Raw genomic sequence first — 26,100 nt, forward strand, 5'->3', positions numbered from 1 at the left:
AGCGAAGCGTTGTACTTCATGAGCGAGACATAGTTGGCCGCCTCTCCGTCCGGTTCGCTCAGTGAATCGACGTAGAGCGGACCGGCCACGGCAAGGCCGGTGTCGGAGGCGATACTGCTGACGTACCGGTCGGAGATGGTGCTCTCCCAGAATAGCGCGGCCGGTTGCATCTCGTTGACCAGGTCGATGATTCGCATCATCTGCTGAGGGGAGCCTTCCGTCTCGGCATTGGTGCCCCAGATGCCGTCATGACGGAAATCATAGGCATCGGCAAAGTAGACGAAGGCGGCCTCGCTGGTAATCAGCAGGCGTTGCTCTTCGGGAATATCGGCGAGGGTTTCCGTGATCTCCTTATGCAGCGCGGCGAGGATTTCGCGCGCCTTCTCGGCTCGGGAATGGAAGTTGTCGGCGGCGTCCGGCTGCAGCTCCGCCAGCGCTTCGGCAATCACCTGAACGTAGGCCGCTGCCGCACGCGGGTCCATCCACAGGTGGGGGTCGGGCTCGCCGCTGTAGTCGCCGGTGACGATGGGCAGGGTAGGGTATTCCGACGCTTCCGCCAGGGGTATGAGCGGGGCCTGGTTGCCCACGGTGGCATGCACCTGGCGCATCCACTGCTCCAGCTGGTAGCCGTTGTAGAAAACCAGGTCGGCGTCTTCCAGGGCGATGAAGTTATTGGGCGTCAGCTCCCACTCATGGACTTCAGCCCCGGGCGGGGTGAGCGTCACCAGGTGAATGTCATCGCCCCCAACCTGGGCCACGAGATCACCGAGGATCGAGAATGTAGCCACCACCTTGGGTGATGCTATTGCCTGGGTGGTGCCGGCCATGGCAGCCAGGGGCAGGGCCAGCCAGAGAAGGGCGTGGCGGGATGGGCGCATCGTAAATCTCCTTTTTGCGGCAGCGCATTGGCTCGATAATAGAGACTGTGGGCTGGGCTGGCCAGCCGAGCCGTGTAAACTGGAGGTCCTTGACACGGTGAGGTGGGCGGGCGTCTTCGGCGGATTGACAGCCAGCCCGGCACAGCGGCACTATTGGGGTATGACATCACCAGATCACATTCATTCGAGCCGGACGTGGTGGCGCTCCTGAAGCGGGGCGGCATACCTGTGTCTTGAATGACCATGCCGCCGTCGGGGCGGCATTTTTGTGCCTGGTGACCCTGCACGGCTGGCATGACCGACGCACTCGATCTGGGTAACCTCTGCCTGGCCGCTGGCCAGCTGCAACAAAACAGGACTTTCTACCGCCATGTCCGTGCTGATGATCGATAACTACGACAGCTTCACCTTCAATGTGGTGCAGTATCTGGGTGAGCTTGGGGCCGACGTGGTCACCCATCGCAACGATGCCATCACCCTGGAAGAGATCGAGGTGCTGGCACCGAGCCATCTGGTCATTTCCCCCGGGCCCTGCACGCCCAACGAGGCGGGGATCTCCATGGCGGCGATTCGCCACTTTGCCGGCCGCCTGCCGATTCTCGGGATCTGCCTGGGCCACCAGGCGATCGGCCAGGTCTACGGCGGCGACGTCGTGCGGGCCCCCCAGGTGATGCACGGCAAGACCTCCCGCATCCGCCACCATGGCCACGGTGTCTTCGAAGGCCTGGAGGACCCCCTGGAGGTGACTCGCTATCATTCGCTGGTGGTGGCGGCCGACACCCTCCCCGAGTGCCTCGAGGTGACCGCCTGGACCGACGAGGACGATGTGACGCCGGGTCTCATCATGGGCCTGCGCCATCGCGAACTGGACATCGAAGGGGTCCAGTTCCACCCGGAATCGATCCTTACCCGCCAGGGGCATGAGCTACTGGCCAATTTCCTGAAGCGTCGCTGATCCGCGCCCGACAGAGACAGAGGAGTTCCTGCCCATGCAGATGCGAGAGGCCATTGGCGCGGTGATGCGCCGCGAGAACCTGAGCTTCGACGAGACCCATGCGGTGATCGAGCAGATCATGACCGGCGAGGCCACCGACGCGCAAATTGGGGGGCTGTTGGTTGGCCTGGCCATGAAGGGTGAGACCGCCGAGGAGATCAGTGCGGCGGCACAGGTCATGCGAGAGCTCATGAAACGGGTCAGGGTGTCGGCCGACAACGTCGTCGACATCGTCGGTACCGGTGGGGACGGTGCCAACCTGTTCAACGTCTCCACCGCCGCCAGTTTCGTGGCCGCCGCCGCCGGTGCGCATGTGGCCAAGCATGGCAACCGCAGCGTCTCCTCCTCCTCCGGCAGCGCCGACCTCTTTGACGTGGCGGGTATCCACCTGGACCTCAAGCCGGACCAGGTGGGGCGCTGCATCGAGCAGGTGGGCGTCGGCTTCATGTTCGCCCCCAACCACCATCCGGCCATGCGCTTTGCCGTCGGCCCGCGGCGCGAAATGGGCGTGCGTACCCTGTTCAACATCCTTGGGCCGCTGACCAACCCCGCCGGTGCGCCCAACCAGCTGCTGGGCGTCTACTCGCCGGAACTGGTACCGCTGATGGCCGAAGTGCTGCAGTATCTCGGCAGCCGCCATGTCATGGTGGTGCACGCCGAGGATGGGCTGGACGAAATCTCGCTGGCCGCACCGACCAGGTGGCCGAGCTGAAGGATGGCGCGATATGCCGCTACACGATCACCCCCGAGGAGCTGGGCATCGAGCGTCATGACATGGCGTCGCTCAAGGTGGTCAGCGCCGAGGACAGTCTGCGGCTGGTGCGCGAGGCCCTGGTGGGGGAAGGACTGGCGGGGGACATCGTCGCGCTCAACGCCGGGGCGGCGCTCTACTGCGCGGATGTTGCCGACACGCTGAAAGAGGGCGTGATGATGGCCCAGGATGCCCAGGCTTCCAAATTGCCACTGGAAAAAATGAAGGAACTGGCCGATTTCACCCGTGTACTGATTCCCTGACACTGCGTTTGGCGGTATTGTGGTTGCTTTTCATTCTCATTTCGTCGATTGTCAAATTGCCCGGTGAGCCGGGCCAGTCATGACGGCATCGACGGGTCAGGAAGCAATCGTCATGGATGAGAACACCGCCCAGGCACGGCACGACCCCATTCTCACCGGTCCCCATTGGCCGGTTTTCTTTCGCTACGCCCTTTCCTCGGTGGCAGGGCTGCTGGCGCTGACCACGGCCAACATCGTTGACGGTATCTTCATCGGCAACTTTGTCGGTGGCGAGGCCCTGGCGGCGTTGAACCTGCTGATTCCCTGTTTCGCCATGCTGTTCGGCCTGGCGCTGGCACTGGCCATCGGTGGTACCGTGCGGGCCGGCAAGTACCTGGGGGAGGGCAGCACGGCGGCGGCCTCGGCGATCTTCAGCAAGTGCCTGATCGCCACCTTCGCCCTGGCCCTGGTCGCGGCCTTGCTGGGCCTTTGGTTCCGCGAGACCCTTTATCGGCTGCTGGGGGCATCTCCCGAACTCTTCCCCTTGATGTCCGATTACTTCCTGGTGTTCGCCTGGGTATTGGTGGTCCAGCTTGTCACCATGGTGCTCTACTACTTCGTCCGATTGGATGGCTTGCCGGGACTGGCCACGTGGGCACTGGTGGCAGGCGCGGGGGTCAACATCCTGCTGGATGCGCTGTTCATCGGGTACCTGGGCTACGGCCTGCGCGGTGCCGCCCTGGCCACCGGCATCGCTCAACTGCTTCAGCTCGCGATCCTTCTGTGCTATTTCGTGGCCCCCCATCGGCGGTTGCGTTTCCGCCTGCGGCAGGACAACTGGGGGGAGGTCCTCAAGGCTGGCGTCAACGGCGTTTCGGAATGGATCAACGAAGCCTCTGTGGGGCTGGTCATGCTGGTGATCAACTGGCTGCTGATGTCCAGCCAGGGAGTGACGGGCGTGGCTGCCTTTACAGTAGTCAACTACTTGATCTTTCTCAGCCTGATGGTGTTCTACGGCATTGCCGATGCCATGCACGTGTTACTCAGTCACAACCTGGGGGTGGGCAACGCTCGGCGGATCCGAACTTTCATGGGCTGCGGGGCCAGCGTAATCCTGGGGCTTGGCGGGCTGCTGGTACTGGTGGTCTGGTTCCAGGGTGACTGGCTGGTTCGGCTCTTCCTGGATCCCACAGCGGACCTTGCCACCGCCCAAATGGCCGATCGCTTCCTGGCCATCCTCTGGCCCCTGTTTCTGATCAATGGGCTCAATGTGCTGCTGTCGGTCTACCTGACCGCCATGCATAAGCCGCTGCCCTCCGCTGTGGTGGCGATGGCTCGAAGTCTGATACTGCCGGCGCTGCTGCTGTTGCTGGTCGCCACCTTCTTCCCTGAGTGGCCGCTGCTGGTGGCGCTGCCACTGGCCGAGTGGCTCACCTTCGCCCTGGCTCTGGCCCTCTTCCTGCGATTTCGTCCCCATCGCCTGTTATCCGAGGATCGTCTGTTGGCTCAGGAGCGTGAGTTGTAAAAGATGTAAATCACGTTTATGTGCGCATGATTCTCATTTAGTTTTGTTCCAGGCAATCCTCACGGGACATCACTATGGGACCATCCGCCAGGGCCATCGCGGAACACGCCAGCTTTCAGGCACTCCTGCACTGCTACCTGAGGGAGGTGGATGCCGGCCAATGGGGCGATCTTGCCGAGGGGGTGGCTGAGGTTGGCGGAGCCGGTCAGGAGGGCGAACGCTGCGAGCTGGATCTGATTTCTCAGGAATCGCGGCTGGCGATCGAGGTGCTCTACCGCTCCAGCGCAGGGCGGCATCGCTTCGGCAGGGTCTGGCTCTGGCGTTCCGCTCGGAGACGCTGGCGTCGCCTGGAGCCCCTGAGGGCCATGTCGATGCTGGTGGGTGAGCTCTATGCTCGTGTCTCAGGCGTGATGCCTGAAGTTCGCAAGGCGCGGGAGCTCGAGCTGCACTACCGCCTTGCCGACAGCTATCGAGTGATGACTCGCTACGTAGAGGCGCGTGGCCAGGATCCCCGGCTGGACTCGGATCGTTTCATCGATGCCGAACAGGCCCTGCTCTTCGGTCATGCGGCCCATCCCACCCCCAAGAGCCGCCAGGGTCTGGCGGACTGGCAGCATGCCAGCTATGCCCCTGAGATGGCGGGGCGTTTCCAGCTGGCCTGCTTCGCCGTGCATCGGGATCTCGTGGAGCAGGGTTCCTGTCTCGATATCAGCGCCACTGCATGGTGGAGGCCACCTTTGCGGCAGGGATGGGCGCCCCGAGCCTGCCCGCCGGGCGGGTGCTGGTGCCGACCCATCCATTGCAGGCCCAGTGGCTGCTTTCCCAGCCGTCGGTCGTCGAGGCCATTGCTCGGGGCTTGATTGAGCCGCTGGGCAGTCTGGGGCCGATGTTCACCGCCACCTCCTCGGTCCGTACCCTTTACTGCGAAGAGGCTGACTGGATGTTCAAGTTCTCCATTCCGGTCAAGGTCACCAACTCACTGCGAATCAACAAGGCCCATGAGCTTCGTGCCGGTATGGTAATGGTAAGGCTGATCGAGCGGACCGGCTTTCTCGAGGTCGAGCCCCGCTTCCGCTTCCTGCAGGATCCGGCCTATCTCACCGTGCGCCTGCCGGGGGGTTGCGAGAGTGGCTTCGAGATGATCCTCCGGGAGAACCCCTTTTCTCGTGGACGGGGTCGGGGCGTGATATGCGTGGCGACGCTGACTCAGGATCCACTGGAGGGTCGTCTGTCGCGTCTCCATGGTCTCATCGAAGGCCTGGCACTCAACGAGGGTCGCAGCCTGGCTGCCGTCAGTCGCGACTGGTTCTGCCACTACCTGCGCTGTGCCATCGAACCTGCGCTGCGACTCTACGACGAGCATGGTATCGCCCTGGAGGCACACCAGCAGAACAGCCTGCTCGACCTCAGCGCCGGTTATCCCTCCTGTTACTACTATCGCGACAACCAGGGCTTCTACCTCTCGCAAGCGCACCGCGCCGCACTGGAGGCCCTCTGCCCCGGGGTCGCCGAGTCTCCGGAACTCTTCTACCAGGATGCCATGATCCGCGACCGCTTCTGCTACTACCTGGTGGCCAACCAGCTGTTCTCGGTGATCGCTCGCTTTGGCCAGGATGGCCTGCTGGAGGAGCGGGTGCTGCTGGATCTGCTGCGCTGCGCCCTGGAGGGGTGGCGGGAGAACTTCGCGGGCCCTGCGCTGCCTCTGGTAACCCTGCTGCTGGAAGAGGAGAGCCTGCCCTACAAGGGCAACCTGCTGACCCGGGTTCACGACGTGGACGAGTTGAACGCCGAGCTCGAGATGGCGGTGTACACCCGTATCCCCAACCCGCTGCTGGCTGCGCCTGCCGTTGGCGCCGAGGTCTTGCGGGAGGCGGCGAGGGAGCTTCGTCATGACGTGGCTTGAAGCGGTAGCGGTGCCTCAGGACGCCTGTGTTGTCGCCCGATCCGAGCCGGTGGAGTCACGGGTGATCCGCCAGTTGCTGGAGGCACTGCTGTTCGAGGGCCTTGTTGCCTACCGCGCTGCTGCCTGCATGACTGGCTGGCAGTGGCTGCACTTCTCTCTGGGCGAGCTGCAAGGACGCTGCAAGGGCCAGGTTCGGGGGTTCGGACGCATCCGATTGAATGTGCAGAGCCTGTGCCTGACATGCGACGGGAAGCGGGTCTGCCTTGGGCTGGAGGGCCTGGTCGAGCGGCTACCTGCTTCGCCTGAACGCCGCTTGGTCTTCTTGCAAGAGCTGGAGGCGACCGTGCGAAACACCCGAGCCTGCCGGCGGATCGCCTCGCGTCGTGAACTGGACGCGGAGGCCCTGGACAGTGCCCTCCATGAGGGGCACCCCTATCACCCCTGCTTCAAGACACGTCTGGGTTTCAGCGACGACGATCAGGTGAATTACGGGCCGGAATCCGGCAACACCTTCCGGCTGAAATGGCTCGCTGTACCACTTGGCCATCGGCAGGCCTGTTTGCCATGCGATGAGGAGGCCTTCTGGCGGCGTGAACTGGGGCCAGAAACCGCCCAGGCGCTGCGGGTGGCCTTGCGTCGGGCCGGGGGTAATCCTCGACGACATGTGGTGCTGCCGGTGCATCCCTGGCAGTGGCAGTTATTACGTGAAGGGGCCCTGAGACCGGCGTTGGCTCGCGGCGAGATCATCGACCTGGGGGTGCTGGGCGACCGCTATCGTGCCAGCCAGTCGCTTCGCTCGCTATTCAATGCCAGCCGACCGGGACAGTCCTGCGTGAAGCTGTCCCTTGGCATCGGAAACACCTCGTCCCGGCGCCACCTGGTGCCTCACTCGGTGCCCTCGGCGCCGGCCATCTCCCGCTGGCTGAGGCAGACCATTGACAGCGACCCCTGCTTTTCCCGGGACTATCCGCTGCGCCTGCTTGAGGAGTATGCCGGTCTGCTCTACACCGGCCATCCCGAGCATCCGACCGAACGCGAGGCCCTTGCCGGCGAGCTGGGCGCCATCTGGCGCGATGGCATCGCCTCCCGGCTGGGGGAGGGCGAGCGAGCGGTACCGCTCAATGCCCTCTTCGCCGTGGAGGCGGATGGGCGTCCCTTCATCCAGCCCTGGATCGAGCGTCATGGCATTGCAGCCTGGTTCGAGGCGGTAATTCGCAGTGTGGTGCTGCCGGTCTGGCACCTGCTGGCGGCCCATGGCATCGCCGTGGAGGCCCACGCGCAGAACGGCCTGCTGGTGGTGCGTGAGGGCTGGCCGGTGGCGCTGCTGCTGCGCGACTTCCACGACAGCGTGGAGTACGTCGAGGCCTACCTGCCCAAGGGGGGCGGAGGTCCCGATCTTGCAGCGCGTCAGGCGATCTACGACCTGGCCCCCGACGATCGCTACTACCGCATGGGTGAGGTGGAGGCTCTGCGCGAGCTGATGATGGATACGCTTTTCGTCTTTCACCTCAGCGAGCTGGCGCTACTCATGGAGCGTCACTACTGCCTTCCCGAGGCTGAATTCTGGTCGCAGGTGAACGACTGCCTGGCGGCCTATGCACGACACCATCCCGAGCTGAGCGAGCGGCTGGCGCGGCTTGGCCATCGTCGACACTGGATCGCCGCCGAGGCGCTGCTCACCCACACGCTGCGGGGGCCGGAGGCCCCTGAGTGCCATCACTGCGTCCCCAACACCCTGGCGGATGCCGACGTTTTCGACAACCAAGCCGATCATCGAGGTTAGCGTGACACACTCCGACCCCCTTTTCGTGGTGGATACCACCCCCTATGGCCGCGACGACATCGAGCGTGCCGTGGAAGCCCTGTGCCGTTACCCGGTGGTGGCTGAGCCCCGGGGCTGGCGGCTCGCGGTCTGCCTCAAGGACTGCTTCCAGTGGTTGGCGCTGTGCCTACATCTCAAGGCACAGGGTGGCAGCGTGCTACCCATTCACGCCGCCACGCCCCTGGAGGCGGCCCGGGCATTGGCCAGGGAGAACGGTTGCGACTTCCTGCTGCATGGCGATGCGACCCTGGAGCCCCTTGCCCTCGGGGTGGAGCATCCGCCGGCCGAGCCGGCTGCCGGCGGTGAGCTGATCCAGCTCAGTTCGGGCACCACTGGTCGGCCAAAGACCATCGTGCGCCCCTGGGCGGCCATCGACCGGGAGTTGGAGAGCTATGTCGAGGCCTTCTCCGAGGCCGAAGGCCTCACGCCGATCGTTGCCTGTCCGGTCACCCACTCCTACGGCCTGATCTGCGGTTTCCTCGCCGGCCTGCGGCGCGGCGCCGTGCCCCGGATCGTCACCAATCTCAACCCGCGCTTCATCCTCGGTACCCTGCGCGATCAGCCCGAGCATCTGTTCTATGCCTCACCAACCCTGGTGAGCCTGCTGCTGCGCATGCTGCCGTCGGGCGAGAACTTCCATACGGTGATGCTCTCCGGTGCGGCCCTGCCAGCGCCTCTGCTGGAGACCCTCGATGCCCGCACCCAGCGGGTCTGCCAGCAGTACGGCTGCTCCGAGGTGGGCTGTATCGCCATCGCGGCAAGGGCCGAGTCCCCCGGATTGATGGGGCGGCCCCTCGGCCACCTCGGGGTTAGCGCGGGCCACAGCGCCGAGGCTCCTGAGGAGATCCGGGTTGCCGTCGAAGGGGAGGGGCGGGTCATCGCCACCCGTGATCTTGGCTATCTGGACGAGCAGGGTCGGCTGCACTTTCTGGCGCGGCTTGACGATACCATCAACGTGGCGGGCATCAACGTCTATCCGGGCGAGGTCGAGGATGTCTTCCTTTGCCATCCGCAGATCGAGGAGGCGGTCGCCTTCAAGCGTCCCGACGTCTATGCCGGTGAGCGGGTCTGCCTGCAGTTCGTGGCCAACGAGGCGTCGAACGACGAGAGGCTCGATAGTGACGCCCTGCGGCGCTGGTGTCGCGAGCGGCTTGCACCGCATCAGGTGCCCGTGGTGCTTGAGCAGGTGGAGCGCATCGACAAACTGCCCAATGGCAAGGTGAGCCGACAGCGGTTGGCCCAGGACTATGCCCATGCCTGCTCCCATGCGCCAGCGCTAGGCGCCCCAACCGAGGAGGTGGCCCCATGAGCGGCACCGACGCGCGCCTGCTGGCGGCCATCGCCGATGTGCTGAGGCGACACCTGCCCCAGGCCGAGCTGGAGCGCTTCTCTCCCGAGGCCCGGCTCAATGAGGACCTGGCGCTGGATTCCATCATGCTGTTGCAGCTCTTCGTCCATCTTGAGCTGGAGTACGGCCTGGCGGTCCCCGAGGATGCGGTGATCGGCGACGATCTACAGCGGGTCGGGGATCTGGTCGCCTTGCTGCGGCGCTGGCAGGGAGAACTCGCCACATGATCAAGGTGCACTGCTTCGTCAGTTGCGTATGCGAGATCATCAAGCGCACCCCGGGGGTGGATCATCGCCCTTTCTACTTCGGGGTGTGGGATGCCGATTTCTCGGTCAACTCTCGCCACGAGCTCTCCTATCACTCCCCGCATACCCGGCACGAGGGGTTCCGTGAATGGTATCGGCTGCTATACGGCATCCGTATCGTGGAGTGGTATGAGCACGAACGTGACAAGGAGGCCAACGTCGCCCGCCTGATCGAACTGGTGGAACAGCGGCCTGCGGATCGCCAGGTAATGGTGATGCTGGACATGTACCGGCTGCCGGAGCGGGATAACAAGTTCCACCAGAACCCCTTTCCCCACTACGTGATGCTCGAGGCCACCCCCGACCCGGCAGTGTGGTTCATGTCGGATCCCGATTTCCGCTGGGAGGGGGAGCTGCCCAAGGCGCGTATTCTCGATGCCGTGCGCTCGCCAGCTGCCGGGGGTGGCTTCTACTTCGACGGGCTGGAGATACGCCACACCCCTCGAGACACCGTGGCCGCCTACTTCCGCCAATGCATGAAGCGCGACGAAAACCCTTTCACCGATGCCCTGCGACGTATCCTGCATGCCCACGTCGGCCCTGGAGCCCACGAGCCGCTGGCACATCTTGCCCAGGCCTTCCGTGAGGTCCCCGTGATGGCGATCCGCAAGTATGCCTACGAGCACGCCTTCGCTTGGCTGCTGGAAGCGCAAGGGCAGCAGGCCGAGGGCGATCCCTTGTTCGAGGCCTGGTGCGATGAGATCGAGGCACTGGTGAAGACCTACACCCGTATCCAGTACCGCGCCATGAAGCTGGCCATGACCGGAAACCCTGCGCTGGCCTCTGCCGTGGAAGCACTGCTGGAAGAGCAGGATATCCGTGAGTTCCGCATCAAGAGGGGCCTGCAGGCGCTGTTCTCAGCCTGGTGTCAGGGCCAGCCGACCCCGGTGCCCACGCCTACCACCCGTCAGACGGAACCCATGCCATGATTCGACTGCATCTCTGTACCATCTCCTTCCGCCACCACCTTGTCTCACTGCCCGAGCTCGCCGCCTGGGCGAAGCATACCGGCTTCAATGGCATCGAATTGTGGGGCGTGCATGCCCGCCACCTGCTGGAGCATGCCGCCATCGATGGCGACTGGATCCGTCGCCAGGGACTTGCCATTCCCATGCTCAGTGATTACCTGCCCCTGGAGGGGGCGGAGCGTGATGCGCTGGCCTACACGCAGCGGCTGTGCCGCCTGGCCCGACACTGGGGGGCTGAGAAGATACGCACCTTTGCCGGCCATCGTGGCAGCGCCGAGCTCAGCGCCACAGAGCGCAGCGAGCTGGCACGGCGGTTGGGCTCCCTGACCCGCTGCGTTGCCGACGAGGGTCTGACCCTGGTGGTGGAGACGCATCCCGATACCCTGGCCGACAGCATGCCGGCCACCCGCGAGCTGCTGGACGCGGTGGATCATCCAGCCCTCGCGCTCAATTTCGATGTGCTGCACGTCTGGGAGGCGGGCACCGATCCGCTGGTGGCACTGCGAGAGCTGGCCCCCTGGGTGCGCCATTTCCATTTCAAGAACATTGCCCGGCGCAGCAGCTGCCTGTCTTCGCTCCGGCCAATGTCTACTCCCCGGCGGGCTGTCGCCAGGGCATGGTGCCGGTGCTGGATGGCGCCTGTGATTACGGCCCGCTGCTCGACTGGCTGGCGGAGTGCCGGGAGCCGATGGATGTCTCGCTGGAGTGGTTCGGGGCCGGTTCCCATGAGGTTCTGAAGCATGACCTGGAGCAGCTGCGTGAGCGGCTGAGCCCCGAGCGCCAGATGGAGCCGCACGCTGTGGCCTGCCGTTGAGCCGCGGTCAGCTGATGATCCGGATTTACGAGATATGAGAAGGGGCGCCATATGGCGCCCCTATTGTCGTACCTGGCATTGCCCCCAATCAGAATCGATAGCTGGCGCCAAGACGAACATCACGACCGGGGTCGGGCAGGCCGTGGGCAACGTCGCCGGCATCGCCATAGCTGGCGTGGTCGAAGTACTGCTTGTCGAAGACGTTGTTGACCCGCAGAGAGAGCGTCAACTGATCTCCGGCCAAGGGTCGCCAGCTGGCATGGATATCGTTGACCCCGTAGCCGGGCTTTTCCGGATAGCCATCGGCGACGTTGGTCAACCGCTCGGCGAAGCGTCCGGTCCAGCCCAGGTCGATCGTGGGGGTGGCCTGGAAGTTCACGTTGGCCACCCAGGTATCGCCGATGCTGGTGCCGATGGCCATGTCATCGTCGCTCAGCGGCTCGCCGTTCAGCTCGGGCCTGGCACGGCTGTAAGCGAGCGAGGCGTCCAGACGATCCCAGTCGTAGCCGATGCGGGCATTGAAGCCTCGGGTCTTCAGCTCGCCGATGTTGCCTAGCGTGCGGCCATCGATCTGGCCCACCACGTCGTCGATGCGCGTCTCGAACACCTCCGCTGCCAGGTAGAGGTTGCCATGGCGATAGGTGGCGCCCAGCTCAACGTTATCGGCGACTTCCTTGGTGAGGTCTTCCGCGTTGCTGTGCCAGTCGAGGACGAACAGCTCCTTGACCTGGGGGCCGCGAATGGCGCGTGCCCAGCCGCCATGCAGAGTGAGCTGCTCGGTGGCATCGAAGCGCAGTCCCAGGTTGGGGCTCCAGCCAGAATCGCTGAAGGTGTTGCCGCTCAACTCCTCGTCCAGCTCGAACCAGTCGTGGCGCGCGCCGGCACTGAGCCGCAGCCTGTCGGTCAGCTGATAGTGGTTCTGCAGGTAGAGACCCACCACGCTGCCCTCTTCACGGTAGGCGCCATGGAGGGGGCTGCGCAGGCTGGCTTCGTCCTTGCGGTAGTCGACGCCGTAGGTGAGGGAGAGGTCGCCGACCCGGCTGTGGTTGCGCAGGTCGCCGCCATGACTCTGCATGGCTCCTATGTAGTCGCCGAAGGGGCCATCGATATGTTCCAGAGACGCCTCGGTGTGGTAGAGCGTCAGGTCCAGGTCGAGCCAGTCGTTGGCGTCGGAGGTGAAGCCGTAATTTCCGGTCAAGGTCTCTCGGATCACCTCCTGGTCGATGGGGGCGTTGCGCACGCTGGGCCGCCAGTGGGGGCGGTGCAGGCGGTGAGCTTCGTCCTCGGTGCGCTCGTAGCTCAGCCGTAGCCGCTGCTCATCGGTGAGCTGACCCATCAGCTTGGCGAAGCCGGTGAACCGCTCGCTGCCCGTGTAGGGCTGGGAGTTGCCCTCGGCATCCTTGTAGTCACCGTGATCGGTCTGGGTCAGGGTGGCCAGGGCGCTCCAGTTGTCGGTCAGGCGCCCGTAGAGTGAGCCGGAAGCCTTGTAGCCGTCGGTATTGCTGAAATAGCCACCCTTGAGCAGCGCACCGACGTTCTGGCCGGGACGCAGCAGGTCCTCGGGGTCCTTGGTCACGAAGCGAATGGCGCCGCCAAGGGCGCCGGGCCCGTTGGTCGCCTCGCCGGCGCCGGCCACCACGTCGACCTGCTTTAGCAGCTCGGGTTCGACCACCAGTCGTCCCTGGTGGTGAAACAGGTAGCCCGACTGGGTGGCCCCATCGACGGTGACGTTGAGCATGGTGTCTTCCAGGCCGCGCACGTAGACCTTCTGGGCGGCCGGTGCGCCGCCGCCTACGGCGACGTCGGGCAGCTCAGCGAAGATGTCCTGAAGGTTGGTGGCCTGGCGCCGCTCGAGTTCTTCCGCCGTGACGATGGCGTCGGCCTGGGTGGTGCGTTCGGCGGTGATTTCCAGGGTGTCGAGTTCCTGGGCCGCCTGCTGGGCCAGGGCGGCAGGGCTGGCCCCAACCAGGACGATGGCCAACCACAGGGGGTTGCGCGGCCAGGCTTTGCAAGGTGTATGGTAAATCATGGGTGTCTTCTACGCTCCTTTGATTGATAAGTGTTCTTATTTGGAGCGCATTCTTGTTTAAGTGGCAGACAATGTGAATCGCTTTTACATTTGTTACGAAGAGCGGTTCGGGAGAGCTCCAGAGCGAGATTTTGGGAACCAGAGCGTCATTCTCAGCCCCCCCTCGGTACGATGCCCGGCGCGTATCCAGCCGCCGGTCGCCTCCACCTGCCGTCGCGCCAGGGCCAGGCCAAGGCCATGGCCATCCGGGCGGTCGTTGCGAGCCCGGGCAGTTCGAAAGAAAGGGGTGAAGATCAGCTCCAACTGGTCGTTGGGTACACCGGGGCCTTCATCCTCGATGGTAAGACGGTAGCCCTCATCGTCAGATTGCAGGCCAACCCGGATAGCGCCGCCAACTGGGGTGTAGTGACAGGCGTTGCGAAGCACGTTCTCCACCGCTTGGGCCAGCGCACGTTGGCTACTGCCGCTGATCTTCGCCTGGTCGGGCAGGTGGCGGTCGAGGAGGTGTCCCGGGTATTCATAGCGGGTGTCCTCGATGATGCTGTCGATCAGGTCGGTGAGGTCCAGGCTGTCCCGATCGAGGCTGGGTTTTTCGTTCTCCAGCCAGGCCAGGGTGAGAGCATCCTCCACCAGGCCGCGCATCAGCTGACACTCGCGTCGAATGCGGGGCAGGAAGTGCTGGGTGTCGATGCCTTCCTCCACGCAGCTCACCGCCATGTCGATACGGGTCAGCGGGGTGCGCAGTTCGTGGGAAAGATCGGCGATCAGCCGGCGCTGGGTGAGTATCCGCTCGCCAGTACGTTCGGCCATCTGGTCGAAGGTTTCCGCCAGGGCGCTGAGCTCGTCGTTGCGATTGCCCATCAGGCCACGCACACGCACGCCCAGGTTGCCCTCGCTGAACGCCCGGGCGGCCAGTTCGAGCTGGCGTAGCGGTCCCGTCAGCAGGCGGTAGATTACCAGCGTGAGCAGTATCAGTACGCTCAGGGGCAAGGCTACCTTGAGGATGAGACTGGCCTGGGGGAGGTAGTGCCCAGGGCGCATGTGCTGGGGAAGGGTTACCAGAAAATGGGTGTGTCCATCGGCAAAGGTGAGGTCCATGATGGGATTCTCGGCGAAGTAGAGATGAATCTTCCACTCCACGTTGCGCCCCAGCCGGAATCCTTCCTGGAACTGTGCCGATAGCGTACTGCCCGCCAGTGGATGGACATCGGAGCGCACCACCGCCGCCCAGATCTCCTCCCTGGCCTGCAGTGCCTCGAGCCAGTCGGCCAGAGCTTGCTCGTCGCCGGCCAGGTACAGTCGCTCGGCTGTCTCGCCCCACTGCTTCAGGGTCTGCTGGTGGTGTTCAGCGATGAAGCTCATCCTCTGCTCGGTTTCATCACCCAGGAAGGTGACCACCCAGACCAGGATCAGGGTGCCGAGCGTCAAGGGGCCGCACAGCTTCCAGAACAGGCGCCTGTTCACTGAAAGCAGTATCCCTTGCCATGCACCGTCTGCAGGCGGTCGGCGGCCATGCCTGCCGCCACCAGCTTACGACGGACCCGGCTGAGGTGCATGTCCAGGCTGCGGTCGTAGCGGCTGAACTCGCGCTCCAGCACCAGTTGGTAGAGGTAGGGCTTGCTCAGCACTTCCCCCTGGTGAAGCACCAACGACCAGAGCAGGCGGAACTGTATCGGCGTCAGGGTGATGGCGTCGCCGTCATGATCGACTGCCTGGATGCCGCGGTGCAGTCTCAACAGACCCACGCAGAGTACCTCGGGGTCGGCTCGCTGGTCCGTGCTGCCCAGAGTGCGTCGGAGCAGGGCTTCTATGCGCAGCACCAGCTCGGTGAATCCGAAGGGCTTCGGCACATAGTCATCGGCGCCGCGACGGTAGCCCAGGACACGCTCCTCTTCCGCCCCGCAGGCGGTGAGCATCATGACGGGGGTCTGGCGCGTCTTGCGCAGTCGGTTGAGCACCTCGAAGCCATCCAGCTTAGGCAGTAGCACATCCAGCAAAATCAGGTCGAAGCGCCGGCTCAAGGCGAAGATCAGTGCACTTTCGCCTTCGTAGCACTGGTGTGTCTGGTATCCCTTGCCTTCCAGGAGACCGGCGATCTGGCCATTCAGCGTCCGATCATCCTCGACCACTAGGATGCGTGGCCGGCGCTGAGCGTCTGAGGCCATAAATCATCCATTCCATGTGCTTATGATAATCGTTATCATATGCGCAGCTGGTGCGGTTGGCAACTCATCTCAGGAAAGGCCTGGGAATCCAGGTGCTGGTATTCAGGTTCAGGCGGACCGATGGTGGCGTTCAGGTACCGATTGTGGCGCGGCCAGCATCATCGAGGCCCGGGGCGGGCAACGCCACCAGGCTGAGCAGGCGACCCTCATGCAGGCAGGTCTCACCCGTGACTTCGCGGCCGGCCAGCCAGCCGCGCCCCAGGTCACTGAGCAGGCGAAGGCGAGCCGTGCCGATGCCATGCCATGCCAACAGCTCGGCATCCTGAAAGTGGAACATCTGGCCTACCAGCGGATAGAGCGCCTTGAACAGGCTCTCCTTGAGGGAAAAGGTCGCAGTGACCATCAGGCCAACCTCGGATGGAGGCAACTGATCCAGGCGGGCCGCTTCGCAGGGCGTAAGAACTCTTCTGGCCAGGCGAATGGCCTGCTCGGCATCCAGCAGGCGCTCCGCGTCCAGGCCAAGCCCTTGGCAGGCGTGCCTGGGAGCGGCAAGGGCAGCGGCCCAGCCCGCATTGTGCGTGATGGCCCCAACGCAATCCTCAGGCCAGCAGGGGGAGCGGTCATCGTTCATGCCTGGCGTTGCCTCCCGGCCGTCCAGCAGCCATAAAGCCCTTCTTGCGCAGAGGCGACCGGCAAAGAACTCGGCGCGTCGCTTGGCGACGGCGCCGTGCAGGCGAGAGGGCAGGGTGATGCCCTCGTAGCTGGAGCCAGGGGCGTAGAGATCGTGCTCGCCAGTCTGCTTGCATAACAGCGTGGGGTCGAAGTGCGTGGCAGCCAGGCGGACGCTTGTCAGCGGCGTGGCCCAGGGCCAGACACTGCTGAATGACTCATGAAATGGCGGTGTGTTGTCCATCGTCGAATTCTGGCACGTGGCCACCCGTTGTCGCCAGCGTTCCCGTCGAGCTGCCAGGGCGCCGGGAGAAGGCCGGGGTAGATATCTTGGGCAGTCTCCCTTTCAATCTCGCGCGGGTGATAGGTAAGATGGGCCGCCTACCGGCTATTCCGCGGCCAGTGCCGCCCGTTACGAGACATCATCATGAGCCCGACGCAGGACGCACCCCCTACCATCCTGACCCGCATCCTGGCCCGCAAGGATGAGGAAGTCGCCGAGCGGCAAGCCGCCGTGTCCGAGACTGAATTGCTGGCTCTGGCCGAACGCCAGAGCGCACCGCGCGGCTTCATTGCCGCACTCAACCGGTGCATGGATGAGGGCGACCCGGCAGTGATCGCCGAGATCAAGAAGGCTTCGCCCTCCCGCGGTGTGATGCGGGAGGATTTCAAGCCTGCCGAGATTGCCGCCAGCTACGCCTCGGGCGGCGCCGCCTGCCTCTCGGTACTCACCGACGCAGACTTCTTCCAGGGCCATGAGGACTTCCTGATCGAGGCCCGCGAGGCCTGCAACCTGCCGGTGATACGCAAGGACTTCATCACCCACGGCTATCAGGTCAGCGAGGCTCGTGCCATCGGCGCCGATTGCATCCTGCTGATCGTGGCCGCCCTGGACGATGCCCGCATGACCGACCTTTATCAGCAGGCGGAACTGCTGGGCATGGATGTGCTGGTGGAGGTGCATGACGTCCATGAACTCGAGCGCGCACTGAAGCTGGGGATCAACCTGGTCGGCATCAACAACCGCAACCTGCACACCTTCGAGACTCGTCTTGAGACCACGCTGGACATGCTGCCGCAAATCCCGGCGGGCATTACCGTGGTGACCGAGTCCGGCATCAATACCCGCAGCGACATGCTGCGCATGCGCGAGCATGACGTGAATGGCTTCCTGGTAGGCGAGGCCTTCATGCGCGAGGAAGACCCGGGCGAGGCGCTTAGGAGGCTTTTTTTCTAAGCAGCCGTATTTTCCCAACCAAGAGGGCAGCCACTAAGCTGCCCTTTTGCTTGGTGATATAACACACCTTTCCTGGCTTGAATACCGTGAGCTTGCATGGGGCGTGCGAGAATAGCCGGTAGCTGGTGGTTTTCTGCGTCTTGCACGAATATTAGCCTTCAATCGGTCGCCGGTAAGCTCAGTGGCGGCGGAAAATGGCTTGTGCCGTGCCGGTGTTAAAGCGGCGTGTCTGTCGACGAGTGAAAGAAAATAGGAGCATCCACCATGTTCACTGGCCTCAGCGCCTTTCCCTTGACCCCACTAAATGCCAACGGTATCGACGAGGCGGCCTTTGTACGGCTGATCGAGCGCCTGGTGGCCGCCAGGGCTGATTCGATTGGTGTGCTGGGCTCCACCGGCAACTATGCCTATCTGTCGGTGGCGGAACGTGCTCGAGTCGCACAGCTGGCGGTTCAGCACGCCGGCGATACGCCAGTGATGGTGGGCATCGGTGCCGTGCGCACCCGCGATGTACTCAAGCTGGCGGAAGACGCCCAGCAGTCAGGTGCAAGCGCGGTGATGTTGGCGCCGGTGTCGTATCAGCGGCTCGTTCCTGAAGAGGTGTTCGGGCTCTTCGAGGACGTGACCCGGGAGCTGTCGGTGCCGCTTTGCGTTTACGACAATCCCGGCACCACGCATTTCAATTTCAGCGATGAGCTGCACGGGGTGATCGCGCATCTGCCCAAGGTGGAGTCGATCAAGATCCCCGGTGTGCCGGCGGATCCCGCCGAGGCGAAATTGCGCGTGGCACGACTGAGGGCGTTGATTCCGTCCCATGTGACGATTGGCATCAGCGGCGATGCCTTTGCCGCCCTGGGGCTGAATGCAGGCTGCGAAGTGTGGTATTCGGCGATTGGCGGGACCTTCCCCAAGACTATGCTGGCGATTACCCGCGCCGCCCAGGCGGGCGATGCCGATGAGGCAACGCGGCTGGTCGAGAGACTGCAGCCGCTGTGGCAGCTATTTGGTGAGAATGGCGGCAGCCTGCGCGTAACGGCGGCCGCGGCCGAGCTGCTGGGGCTTGTCGCGTCGCCTTGCCTGCCACGGCCGCTCAAGGCGGTGGATGGCGAGGCGCGGAGGCGCTTGGCGGTGCTGATCGATGAGCTGGAGCTGGCATAGCTGGATAGGAATTCGCGCGCGGAGCAAGGCCGCCGTCTCGGCAACAACCACAAGGGGCAGCCTGGATTATCGTCCTGACAGCCACAGGATCAGCGAGAGCACCACGCTGATCAGGATCATGGTGGTGATGGGGAAGAAAAAGGAGAAGCCCTCGCGGCGGATGGCAATATCGCCGGGCAGCTGGCCGAAGGGCAGCTTGGAGAGCCAAGGCCAGAGCAAGCCGATGGCGACGATGCACAGGCCGATGATGATCAGGGTGCGAGACATGCTGCCTCCTGTTCGCTCGTGGCTCGGATTGAATGGCCATTTACCAACTCAGCTGGTGCAAATGGGCCAACAGCCCCTGCAGCGGGTGCGGCAGGGCCTGGTCGGAGAGTCGCTTCGCCTGGCTGCGGCAGGAGTAGCCGGTGGCCAGCAGCCTGCCGGGGTTGGCGTCGCCTTCAACCACTGCCTTCCACGACTGGGCGTAGATGGTCGCCGAGGTATCGCGGTTGCGCGCCTCGTGGCCGTAGGTGCCGGACATGCCGCAGCAGCCGGTGGCGACAAGTTCCAGCTCGAAGCCGAAGGCGGCAAATACCTGCTGCCACGCCTTGGGGCTGCCCGGAGCGGTGGTCTTTTCGGTGCAGTGGGAAAGCAGCCGGAAGCCGGGGTCGGCAAGGCCGCCGAGCTGCTGGCTCAGCCCCGGTGGCACCAGGCGCTGGCCCTGGGTCACCAGCCACTCCTGCAGCATCAGCACTTCGGGCACGCTATCGGGCGTGAGCGCCTTCACGTACTCCTGGCGGTAGGTCAGGGTCATGGCGGGGTCGATGCCCACCAGCGGAACGCCGAACTCGGCCAGGGCGCGCAGCCACCGGGCCTGCTTCTCGGCGGTGTGCGCGAAGGCGCCCATGAAACCCTGCACATTCAGCGGCTTGCCATTGGGCGAGTAGGGGGCGACGAAGACCCGGATGTCCAGGCGCGAGAGCAGTTCGACGATATCCATCACCACCTCGGCCTCGAAGAAGCTGGTGAAGGCGTCCTGCACGATGATCACGCTTCTGGTTTTCTGCGCTTCGGTCAGCAGTCCCAGCGAAACCGGCGTGGCCTCGCTCACGCCCCAGGCGGCCAGCTGCTTCTTCAGCCTGGCTCGTGACAGTTTTGGGCTGTCGACCATGCCGATGGGGCCGGCCAGCAGCCGCTCGACCAGTCGGTTGTTCAGTGCGGTGTTGTAGAGCGGTGCCACCGTGGCCAGCGCCGGCACGAAGAACTCCAGGCCGCCGATCAGGTAGTCGCGCACCGGGCGCAGGTAGCGGCCGTGGTAGGCCTCCAGGAACAGCGAACGCGACTCGGGCACGTTGACCTTCACCGGGCACTGGCCGGCGCAGGACTTGCACGCCAGGCACCCGGCCATGGCGTCGTAGACCTCATGGGAGAAGTCGTCCTCGTCGCGGCGCTTGTAGGTGTTGCGTATCCGGGCCGGCAGGCGCTTGAGGAAGCCCAGGGCACCTTCGGCGCGCTGCTGTCGCGTCTGCTCCACCAGGTCGATGCCGGCGTCTCCCTGCAGGCGAAGCCACTCGCGGATCAGGCTGGCACGGCCCTTGGGCGAATGGACGCGGTCGCGTGTGGCCTTCCACGAGGGGCACATGGCGTCGTCTGGATCGTAGTTGTAGCAGGCGCCGTTGCCGTTGCAGTACACCGTGGCGGCATGGGATTGCCACACCCGCTCGTCGATCTGGCGGTCGAGCTGACCTCGGGTGGGGACGCCGTCGATGGTCAAGAGGCCCGGATCGACCAACTTGACGGTTTCCTCTTGCGCGGCACTGGTGCCAGCTCCTGCGGTGTCGGGCGGGGTAGCAGTCGCGGCTTCGGGCGACATAATAAGCGGCGTGGCGATCTTGCCCGGGTTGAGCTGGTTGTGGGGGTCGAAGGCGGCCTTGATCCGCTGCAGGCTGGGGTAGAGCTCACCGAAGAACTTCGGAGCGTACTCCGAGCGTACCCCCTTGCCATGCTCGCCCCACAGCAGCCCGCCATACTTGTGGGTCAGCGCGGCGACCTCGTCGGAGATCTCTCGAATCAGCCGCTCCTGGGCGGGGTCCTTCATGTCGATGGCCGGGCGCACGTGCAGCACACCGGCATCCACGTGGCCGAACATGCCGTAGGTGAGCCCGCGGGCGTCGAGGAGGGCGCGGAACTCGGCGATGTAGTCGGCCAGTTGCTCCGGCGGTACCGCGGTGTCCTCGACAAAGGGGATGGGGCGCTTCTCGCCTTTTTCATCGACCCTGGCGTTGCCCAACAGGCCCACGGCGCGCTTGCGCATGCCGTAGACCTTCTGGATCTGGGCGCGGCCTTCGGCCAGGGTATGGCCGAGCCGCTCAACAGTTGCGTCTGCCTCCAGATGGCGGCAGAAGGCCCCGACTCGCTCACTGAGCCGTGCCGGGTCGTCGTCGTTGAACTCGATCAGGTTGATGCCGCGAATGGCCGCGGCCTGCTGCGTCGCGGTGGCAGTGTCGTCCTCGCCAACCTCGGCGCTAGCCGCGCTGGGAAAGAACTCCGCCACGCTGTCCCAGACGAAGTCCTCCATGGCCAGCAGCAGCACCTTGTCGTCCACCGTCTCGATGGAGGTGGGCCTGGCTTCGGAAGCCATCAGCGCCTTGGCGTCACGCAGGGCGTCCATGAACCGGCGTAGCGCACGTTGACCAGGGTCGAGTGCCTGGGGATCGGCAGCACGTTGAGTACCGCCTCGTTGAGGAAGCCCAGCGAACCTTCCGAACCGCACAGCAGGCTGTTGATGTCGAGGCGGCCTTCCGCGTCGCGCAGATGGGCGAGGTCGTAGCCGGTGAGGCAGCGATTGAGCGGCGGGAACTTGGCCGCGATCAGCTCGCGCTGGTCATCGATGATCTCCCGGGCGGTGCGGTAGGCGTTGCCGATCACGCCGCTGTGGTGGCACAGCGTCTCCAGCTCGTTATCGTTGATCGGCCGGCTATGCAGGCGTTCACCGCCAAGCAGCACGGTATCGAGTTCGAGTACGTGGTCGCGTGTCTTGCCGTACTCGCAACTGCCCTGGCCGCTGGCATCGGTGGAGATCATGCCGCCGATGGTGGCGCGGTTGGAGGTGGAGAGGTCCGGGGCGAAGAACAGGCCGTGGGGCTTCAGCGCCGCATTGAGCTGGTCCTTGACCACCCCGGCCTGGACCCGTGCCCGGCGGTTCTCGACGTCGATCTCGAGTATTCGATTCATGTGCCGCGAGACGTCCACCACCAGGCCGTCGGTGAGCGATTGGCCGTTGGTGCCGGTGCCTCCACCCCGGGGCGTCAGCACCACCTGGCGGTGCGCCGCTTCGCCGGCCAGCCGGGTGATCAGCTCGAGATCCGCGGCGTGGCGCGGAAACAGCACCGCCTGGGGCAGGCGCTGGTAGATCGAGTTGTCGGTGGCCAGTACCGTGCGGCTGGCGTAGTCCGGGGCGATCTCGCCCTCGAAGCCCCGCGTCTTCAGGACGTCGAGAAAGCGAAGGTAACGGGCGTCGAGGCCGGCAAGGGTGCTCGATTGAGCGCTGTCCAGTCGTGCGATCATGGTGTCGTATTCGGCCGTTGTCGCTGCCGCGGTAGGGCCGGGCAGGCAGAAGGGATGCTGCTACTTTACCCCGAGAGGGCGGTGCCGCGCACCCCGGCGCATGGCACATGGTCTCCCTTTTGCCTACAATGGGCGGCCGATTTCACCCAATGCGACGGACTGGATTCCATGCTCGATCCCAAACTGCTGCGCAGCGACCTCGAGATGGTCGCACAACGACTGGCCAAGCGGGGCTTTGTCCTGGATACCGGGCGACTCGAGGCGCTGGAGTCGCGGCGTCGTGAACTGCAGGCTGAGACCGAGTCACTGCAGAACGAGCGCAACACCCGCTCCAAGTCCATCGGCAAGGCCAAGGCCCAGGGCGAGGATATCCAGCCGCTGCTGGCCGAGGTCAACGACCTGGGCGACCGGCTGGATGCGGCCAAGGCCCGGCTTGCCGAGGTGCAGGTGGAATGGGACGAGCTGATCAGCGGCCTGCCCAACCTGCCCCACGAGAGCGTGCCGGAGGGTGAGAGCGAGGAGGAGAACGTCGAGCTGCATCGCTGGGGCACGCCCAGGACCTTCGACTTCACGGTGCGGGATCACGTGGACCTGGGGGGCCTGCTGGGCAACCTGGATTTCGAGCTGGCGACCAAGCTGACCGGCGCCCGTTTCGCGGTGATGCGCGGGCCCATTGCTCGCCTGCATCGCGCCCTGACCCAGTTCATGCTCGACAAGCAGACCCTGGAGCACGGCTACGAGGAGTGTTACGTCCCCTATATGGTCAACGAGGCTTCGCTGTACGGCACCGGCCAGTTGCCCAAGTTCGGCAAGGACCTGTTCCGGCTGGACGACGAGCGGGGCTACCACCTGATCCCCACTGCGGAAGTGCCGCTGACCAATTTCGCCCGCGACGAGATACTGCCCCACAAGGCGCTGCCGGTGAAGCTCACCGCCCATACGCCCTGCTTCCGCAGCGAGGCGGGCTCCCATGGTCGCGACACCCGGGGCATGATCCGCCAGCACCAGTTCGACAAGGTCGAGATGGTGCAGATGGTCGAGCCCGAGCGCAGCTACGAGGCCCTGGAGGAGATGCGCGGCCATGCGGAAGCGATCCTGCAGGCGCTGGAACTGCCGTATCGGGTGGTGACCCTGTGCACCGGCGACATGGGCTTCGGTGCGGCCAAGACCTATGACCTGGAAGTGTGGCTGCCCAGCCAGGAGACCTACCGCGAGATCTCCTCGGTCTCCAACTGCGAGGATTTCCAGGCGCGACGCATGCAGCGCGCTTTCGCCATCCCGACCAGAAGAAGCCGCAGCTGTTGCATACCCTGAACGGCTCCGGGCTGGCGGTGGGGCGCTGCCTGATCGCGGTGATGGAGAATCACCAGAACGCCGACGGCTCGATCACCGTGCCCGAGGCCTTGCGACCCTTCATGGGCGGCGTCGAAACCATCAACGTCTAGGTATCCAACCCCAGGGCATCCGGCCGTATGCTTCACGCGGCAAGCGAAAACACCCCACCGATCTGGCGTCGGTGGGGTGTTTTCGTTAGGGCTTGCGGCGGTCTATTTTTGTGTTTTCGGCTTGGGGGGGTGACGGCTAGGGTTCGATCGTCCAGCTGACGCTGACCCCGGCGTCGATGGTGACGGTGCCGGGGCGGTACTCTGCCTGGGGCGCGCTTTCGCGCATGTCGGCGCTCATGGCCATCATGCGCGGGGCGTAGACCGGCGACCGGGTCTCGCTCACCGTGATCACCGGGCCCAGCGTCACGCCCAGGGTGGAGGCCATCAGTTCGGCCTTGTGGCGCGCTTTCTCCAGTGCCATCACCAGCGCCTCGTCGGTGGCAGCGTCGCGGTCGGCGAGATCGTACATCACGCCATCCAGGGCATTGACCCCGGCCTCAGTCAGGGCGTCGAGCAGCAGGGGCAGGCGCTCCAGATCCGCCACCTTCACCTGGAAGGGGCGCTCCAGGCGCGTCCGTACCAGGGTTTCCCGCTCTCCGTCACTGGTTCTGGCACCGGGGAGGTATTCGGGTTGCACGTTCAATGAGCCGGCAGTGATGGCATCACGATCGACGCCAGCCTCCTCCAGGGTACGAATCAGTACGGCGGCGCGTTCCTCAAGCCGGTCACGAGCCTCTCTCAATTCGCCGGGGTCGGAGGTGGAGTCCTCGTCCCGGGTGACGGCCGAAGTGCGCTCCCAGAGCCGAGCATTGAGCGTGGCGCGGTCAGGCACCACTTCCAGTTGGGCCTCGGCCTGGACATCGAGTCGTGAGCGAATGTCATCGGCGTGTACAGCCATGGCGCTGAACGGAGCCATGGCGACCAGTGCGCCTACCAACAGGCAGGTGGAGAGAAGTGAACGGGGCATGGAGCCTCCTTGCCGCGGTGCTGTCAGGGATGAGCGTGCCAGGGTTGATGGGTGACGCTGTTCGGTTCGAGATGCGATGGCGAGTAAGGTTCCGTAACAACGTAGATTTTGTCGAGTGTCAGCGGTCAATGGGTACCCACCTTGGTGAACGGGTCATTTGTGTCGCCGTCCCACAGGCGCCATGATGAGGAGACACGTAAGACAGGGACAGGGCATGCTCCGCAGCAACAGTGACGCGAATTACAGCTATCCTCTCACGCTGACGCTGGCCTTGGCCGCACTGGTGATCATCATCGCCGGCATCAGGGCCGGGGCTGACTTGATCGTGCCGTTGCTATTGGCACTGTTCATCGCGGTGATCTGCACCGCTCCGGTGAACTGGTTGCATCGGTGGGGTGTGAGCCTGCGCCTGGCGGTCCTGATCACCCTGCTGGTCATCGGTGGCTTCCTCTCCCTGGTCGGATTGCTGGTGGCCAACTCCTTCGGCACTTTCATTCAGGCGCTGCCCGGCATCGAGTCGCGACTCTATGAGCGCTACCTGGATCTGCTCGACAGCATGGCTGCCATGGGCCTGGCCATCGACCCCCAGCTGTTGGCAGGACTGGTCGAGGTCGAGGACGGCAGCGCCTGGCTACCGACCCTGCTGGGTGGGTTGGGCAACCTGTTCGTGCAGAGTGTCCTGGTGGCGCTGCTGGTGATCTTCATGCTCTACGAGACGCTCAACTTTCGTGCCAAGATTTCCCTGGCCCTGGATGATCCGGCACCCAGCCTGAAGCGTTTCGAGGAGTTCAGCCAGACGCTCAAGCGCTATCTGGCGGTCAAGACGGCCATCAGCCTGGTTACCGGGGTGCTGGCCTGGCTGGCCTGTGTAGTCATGGGCGTGGACTTCCCCTTGCTGTGGGGCGTGCTGGCTTTTGCCCTCAACTACATCCCCAACATCGGATCGGCGCTGGCCGCCTTCCCGCCGGTGCTGCTGCTGCTGGTGTCACAGCAGGGCGGTGTGGCGGACGCCTTCATGCTGGCGATGGCCTATCTGGTGATCAACTTCACACTCGGAAACCTGGTGGAGCCGCGAATGATGGGCCGGGCATTGGGGTTGTCGACCCTGGTGGCCTTCCTGTCGCTGGTGGTGTGGGGCTGGATGCTGGGTGTGGTGGGCATGCTGCTGTCGGTGGTGCTGACCATGACGCTGAAGATAGCTCTGGACAGCCACCCTCATACACGCTGGATCGCTTACCTGCTGGGGCCGGGCAAGGAGCCGGTCGTCGGCGCAAAGGGCCGCGAGGTCGTGGAGCAGACCGTTTCCGAGCGCGACGAGGTTACCTGAGACGTTATCTGATCCGACTCATATGGGCCGAAAACGATTCGCCCCGGCCATGGCCGGGGCGAAT

Annotated in this window: 19 protein-coding genes and 3 pseudogenes; 14 read left to right on the forward strand and 8 right to left on the reverse strand. The window is 64.4% G+C overall.

The genetic code is table 11. From position 1 onward, the window contains the following. The coding region (locus Q427_RS16115) for a metal ABC transporter solute-binding protein, Zn/Mn family (RefSeq protein WP_043515777.1) at positions 1 to 878 on the reverse strand (878 nt) is incomplete at its 3' end. A gap of 370 nt (positions 879 to 1,248) precedes the next feature. On the opposite strand from Q427_RS16115, the gene Q427_RS16120 reads away from it, so the two are divergent. From Q427_RS16120 to Q427_RS16160, 10 genes and pseudogenes are all read left to right on the forward strand, one after another. Then, positions 1,249 to 1,833, forward strand: a complete 585-nt coding sequence (locus Q427_RS16120) for an anthranilate synthase component II (protein ID WP_043515779.1) — start codon at positions 1,249 to 1,251, stop codon at positions 1,831 to 1,833. A gap of 34 nt (positions 1,834 to 1,867) precedes the next feature. Continuing rightward, a pseudogene (gene trpD, locus Q427_RS16125) lies at positions 1,868 to 2,886 on the forward strand (anthranilate phosphoribosyltransferase). 112 nt (positions 2,887 to 2,998) lie between these two features. Continuing rightward, positions 2,999 to 4,390, forward strand: coding sequence for an MATE family efflux transporter (locus Q427_RS16130; RefSeq protein ID WP_043515781.1), 1,392 nt, complete (start codon positions 2,999 to 3,001; stop codon positions 4,388 to 4,390). A gap of 74 nt (positions 4,391 to 4,464) precedes the next feature. Then, complete coding sequence (locus tag Q427_RS35460) at positions 4,465 to 5,250, forward strand: IucA/IucC family protein (RefSeq protein ID WP_197030684.1); 786 nt, start codon at positions 4,465 to 4,467, stop codon at positions 5,248 to 5,250. After that, positions 5,139 to 6,293 (forward strand): IucA/IucC family protein, encoded by a 1,155-nt coding sequence (locus Q427_RS32430; RefSeq protein ID WP_269321260.1) that lies wholly within the window; start codon positions 5,139 to 5,141, stop codon positions 6,291 to 6,293. The genes Q427_RS35460 and Q427_RS32430 overlap by 112 nt, the downstream gene beginning before the upstream one ends. After that, positions 6,280 to 8,076 carry an IucA/IucC family protein gene (locus Q427_RS16140; protein WP_051496444.1) on the forward strand — a complete coding sequence of 599 codons (1,797 nt, stop codon included), beginning with the start codon at positions 6,280 to 6,282 and terminating at the stop codon, positions 8,074 to 8,076. The genes Q427_RS32430 and Q427_RS16140 overlap by 14 nt, the downstream gene beginning before the upstream one ends. Position 8,077: 1 nt before the next feature. Beyond that, entirely contained in the window at positions 8,078 to 9,424 is a 1,347-nt protein-coding gene (locus tag Q427_RS16145; protein ID WP_197030686.1) for an AMP-binding protein, read from the forward strand. After that, positions 9,421 to 9,690 (forward strand): phosphopantetheine-binding protein, encoded by a 270-nt coding sequence (locus tag Q427_RS16150; protein WP_043515784.1) that lies wholly within the window; start codon positions 9,421 to 9,423, stop codon positions 9,688 to 9,690. The genes Q427_RS16145 and Q427_RS16150 overlap by 4 nt, the downstream gene beginning before the upstream one ends. Continuing rightward, the gene (locus Q427_RS16155; protein WP_051496445.1) at positions 9,687 to 10,697 is read left to right on the forward strand and encodes a DUF6005 family protein; all 1,011 of its coding nucleotides are present in this window, start codon (positions 9,687 to 9,689) and stop codon (positions 10,695 to 10,697) included. The genes Q427_RS16150 and Q427_RS16155 overlap by 4 nt, the downstream gene beginning before the upstream one ends. Then, positions 10,694 to 11,473, forward strand: coding sequence for a sugar phosphate isomerase/epimerase family protein (locus Q427_RS16160; RefSeq protein WP_197030687.1), 780 nt, complete (start codon positions 10,694 to 10,696; stop codon positions 11,471 to 11,473). Before Q427_RS16155 ends, Q427_RS16160 begins: the two co-directional genes overlap by 4 nt. A gap of 165 nt (positions 11,474 to 11,638) precedes the next feature. Here Q427_RS16160 and Q427_RS16165 read toward each other — a convergent pair whose 3' ends face one another. The 4 genes from Q427_RS16165 to Q427_RS16180 form a co-directional block, all read right to left on the reverse strand. Next, complete coding sequence (locus tag Q427_RS16165) at positions 11,639 to 13,579, reverse strand: TonB-dependent receptor domain-containing protein (protein WP_051496446.1); 1,941 nt, start codon at positions 13,577 to 13,579, stop codon at positions 11,639 to 11,641. A 93-nt stretch (positions 13,580 to 13,672) separates the two neighbouring features. Beyond that, complete coding sequence (locus Q427_RS16170; RefSeq protein ID WP_043515786.1) at positions 13,673 to 15,043, reverse strand: sensor histidine kinase; 1,371 nt, start codon at positions 15,041 to 15,043, stop codon at positions 13,673 to 13,675. Then, positions 15,040 to 15,744, reverse strand: coding sequence for a response regulator transcription factor (locus Q427_RS16175; RefSeq protein ID WP_043515788.1), 705 nt, complete (start codon positions 15,742 to 15,744; stop codon positions 15,040 to 15,042). The genes Q427_RS16170 and Q427_RS16175 overlap by 4 nt, the downstream gene beginning before the upstream one ends. 130 nt (positions 15,745 to 15,874) lie before the next feature. Beyond that, entirely contained in the window at positions 15,875 to 16,657 is a 783-nt protein-coding gene (locus Q427_RS16180; protein WP_051496447.1) for a 4'-phosphopantetheinyl transferase family protein, read from the reverse strand. A gap of 183 nt (positions 16,658 to 16,840) precedes the next feature. Here Q427_RS16180 and trpC point away from each other — a divergent pair, with 183 nt between their 5' ends. Together trpC and Q427_RS16190 are read left to right on the forward strand one after the other, a co-directional pair. After that, on the forward strand, positions 16,841 to 17,650 hold the full coding sequence (gene trpC / locus Q427_RS16185; protein WP_043515790.1) for an indole-3-glycerol phosphate synthase TrpC: 810 nt from the start codon (positions 16,841 to 16,843) through the stop codon (positions 17,648 to 17,650). A gap of 264 nt (positions 17,651 to 17,914) precedes the next feature. Beyond that, a complete protein-coding gene (locus Q427_RS16190; RefSeq protein ID WP_043515793.1) occupies positions 17,915 to 18,808 on the forward strand; it encodes a dihydrodipicolinate synthase family protein in 894 nt (297 codons plus the stop codon). Between the two features lie 66 nt (positions 18,809 to 18,874). Here Q427_RS16190 and Q427_RS16195 read toward each other — a convergent pair whose 3' ends face one another. After that, the gene (locus tag Q427_RS16195; protein ID WP_043515794.1) at positions 18,875 to 19,075 is read right to left on the reverse strand and encodes a DUF2905 domain-containing protein; all 201 of its coding nucleotides are present in this window, start codon (positions 19,073 to 19,075) and stop codon (positions 18,875 to 18,877) included. Between the two features lie 40 nt (positions 19,076 to 19,115). Beyond that, positions 19,116 to 22,357 (reverse strand): annotated as a pseudogene (locus Q427_RS16200) (FAD-linked oxidase C-terminal domain-containing protein). Between the two features lie 168 nt (positions 22,358 to 22,525). Between Q427_RS16200 and serS the strand changes: the two are divergent. Next, positions 22,526 to 23,802 (forward strand): annotated as a pseudogene (serS, locus tag Q427_RS16205) (serine--tRNA ligase). 136 nt (positions 23,803 to 23,938) lie between these two features. On the opposite strand, the gene Q427_RS16210 reads toward serS, so the two are convergent. Next, positions 23,939 to 24,709 carry an SIMPL domain-containing protein gene (locus Q427_RS16210; RefSeq protein WP_043515796.1) on the reverse strand — a complete coding sequence of 257 codons (771 nt, stop codon included), beginning with the start codon at positions 24,707 to 24,709 and terminating at the stop codon, positions 23,939 to 23,941. A gap of 214 nt (positions 24,710 to 24,923) precedes the next feature. Here Q427_RS16210 and Q427_RS16215 point away from each other — a divergent pair, with 214 nt between their 5' ends. Further along, positions 24,924 to 26,036 carry an AI-2E family transporter gene (locus tag Q427_RS16215; RefSeq protein ID WP_043515799.1) on the forward strand — a complete coding sequence of 371 codons (1,113 nt, stop codon included), beginning with the start codon at positions 24,924 to 24,926 and terminating at the stop codon, positions 26,034 to 26,036. The last annotated feature ends 64 nt before the right edge of the window (positions 26,037 to 26,100 follow it).

The sequence above is a fragment of the Halomonas sp. BC04 genome, assembly GCF_000568385.1.

Coding starts and splice junctions, on each gene's coding strand:
- Q427_RS16120 (WP_043515779.1), top strand. CDS start 1,249: ATGTCCGTGCTGATGATCGATAACTACGACAGCTTCACCTTCAATGTG.
- Q427_RS16130 (WP_043515781.1), top strand. CDS start 2,999: ATGGATGAGAACACCGCCCAGGCACGGCACGACCCCATTCTCACCGGT.
- Q427_RS35460 (WP_197030684.1), top strand. CDS start 4,465: ATGGGACCATCCGCCAGGGCCATCGCGGAACACGCCAGCTTTCAGGCA.
- Q427_RS32430 (WP_269321260.1), top strand. CDS start 5,139: ATGGGCGCCCCGAGCCTGCCCGCCGGGCGGGTGCTGGTGCCGACCCAT.
- Q427_RS16140 (WP_051496444.1), top strand. CDS start 6,280: ATGACGTGGCTTGAAGCGGTAGCGGTGCCTCAGGACGCCTGTGTTGTC.
- Q427_RS16150 (WP_043515784.1), top strand. CDS start 9,421: ATGAGCGGCACCGACGCGCGCCTGCTGGCGGCCATCGCCGATGTGCTG.
- Q427_RS16155 (WP_051496445.1), top strand. CDS start 9,687: ATGATCAAGGTGCACTGCTTCGTCAGTTGCGTATGCGAGATCATCAAG.
- Q427_RS16160 (WP_197030687.1), top strand. CDS start 10,694: ATGATTCGACTGCATCTCTGTACCATCTCCTTCCGCCACCACCTTGTC.
- Q427_RS16165 (WP_051496446.1), bottom strand. CDS start 13,579: ATGATTTACCATACACCTTGCAAAGCCTGGCCGCGCAACCCCCTGTGG.
- Q427_RS16175 (WP_043515788.1), bottom strand. CDS start 15,744: ATGGCCTCAGACGCTCAGCGCCGGCCACGCATCCTAGTGGTCGAGGAT.
- Q427_RS16180 (WP_051496447.1), bottom strand. CDS start 16,657: ATGGACAACACACCGCCATTTCATGAGTCATTCAGCAGTGTCTGGCCC.
- trpC (WP_043515790.1), top strand. CDS start 16,841: ATGAGCCCGACGCAGGACGCACCCCCTACCATCCTGACCCGCATCCTG.
- Q427_RS16190 (WP_043515793.1), top strand. CDS start 17,915: ATGTTCACTGGCCTCAGCGCCTTTCCCTTGACCCCACTAAATGCCAAC.
- Q427_RS16195 (WP_043515794.1), bottom strand. CDS start 19,075: ATGTCTCGCACCCTGATCATCATCGGCCTGTGCATCGTCGCCATCGGC.
- Q427_RS16210 (WP_043515796.1), bottom strand. CDS start 24,709: ATGCCCCGTTCACTTCTCTCCACCTGCCTGTTGGTAGGCGCACTGGTC.
- Q427_RS16215 (WP_043515799.1), top strand. CDS start 24,924: ATGCTCCGCAGCAACAGTGACGCGAATTACAGCTATCCTCTCACGCTG.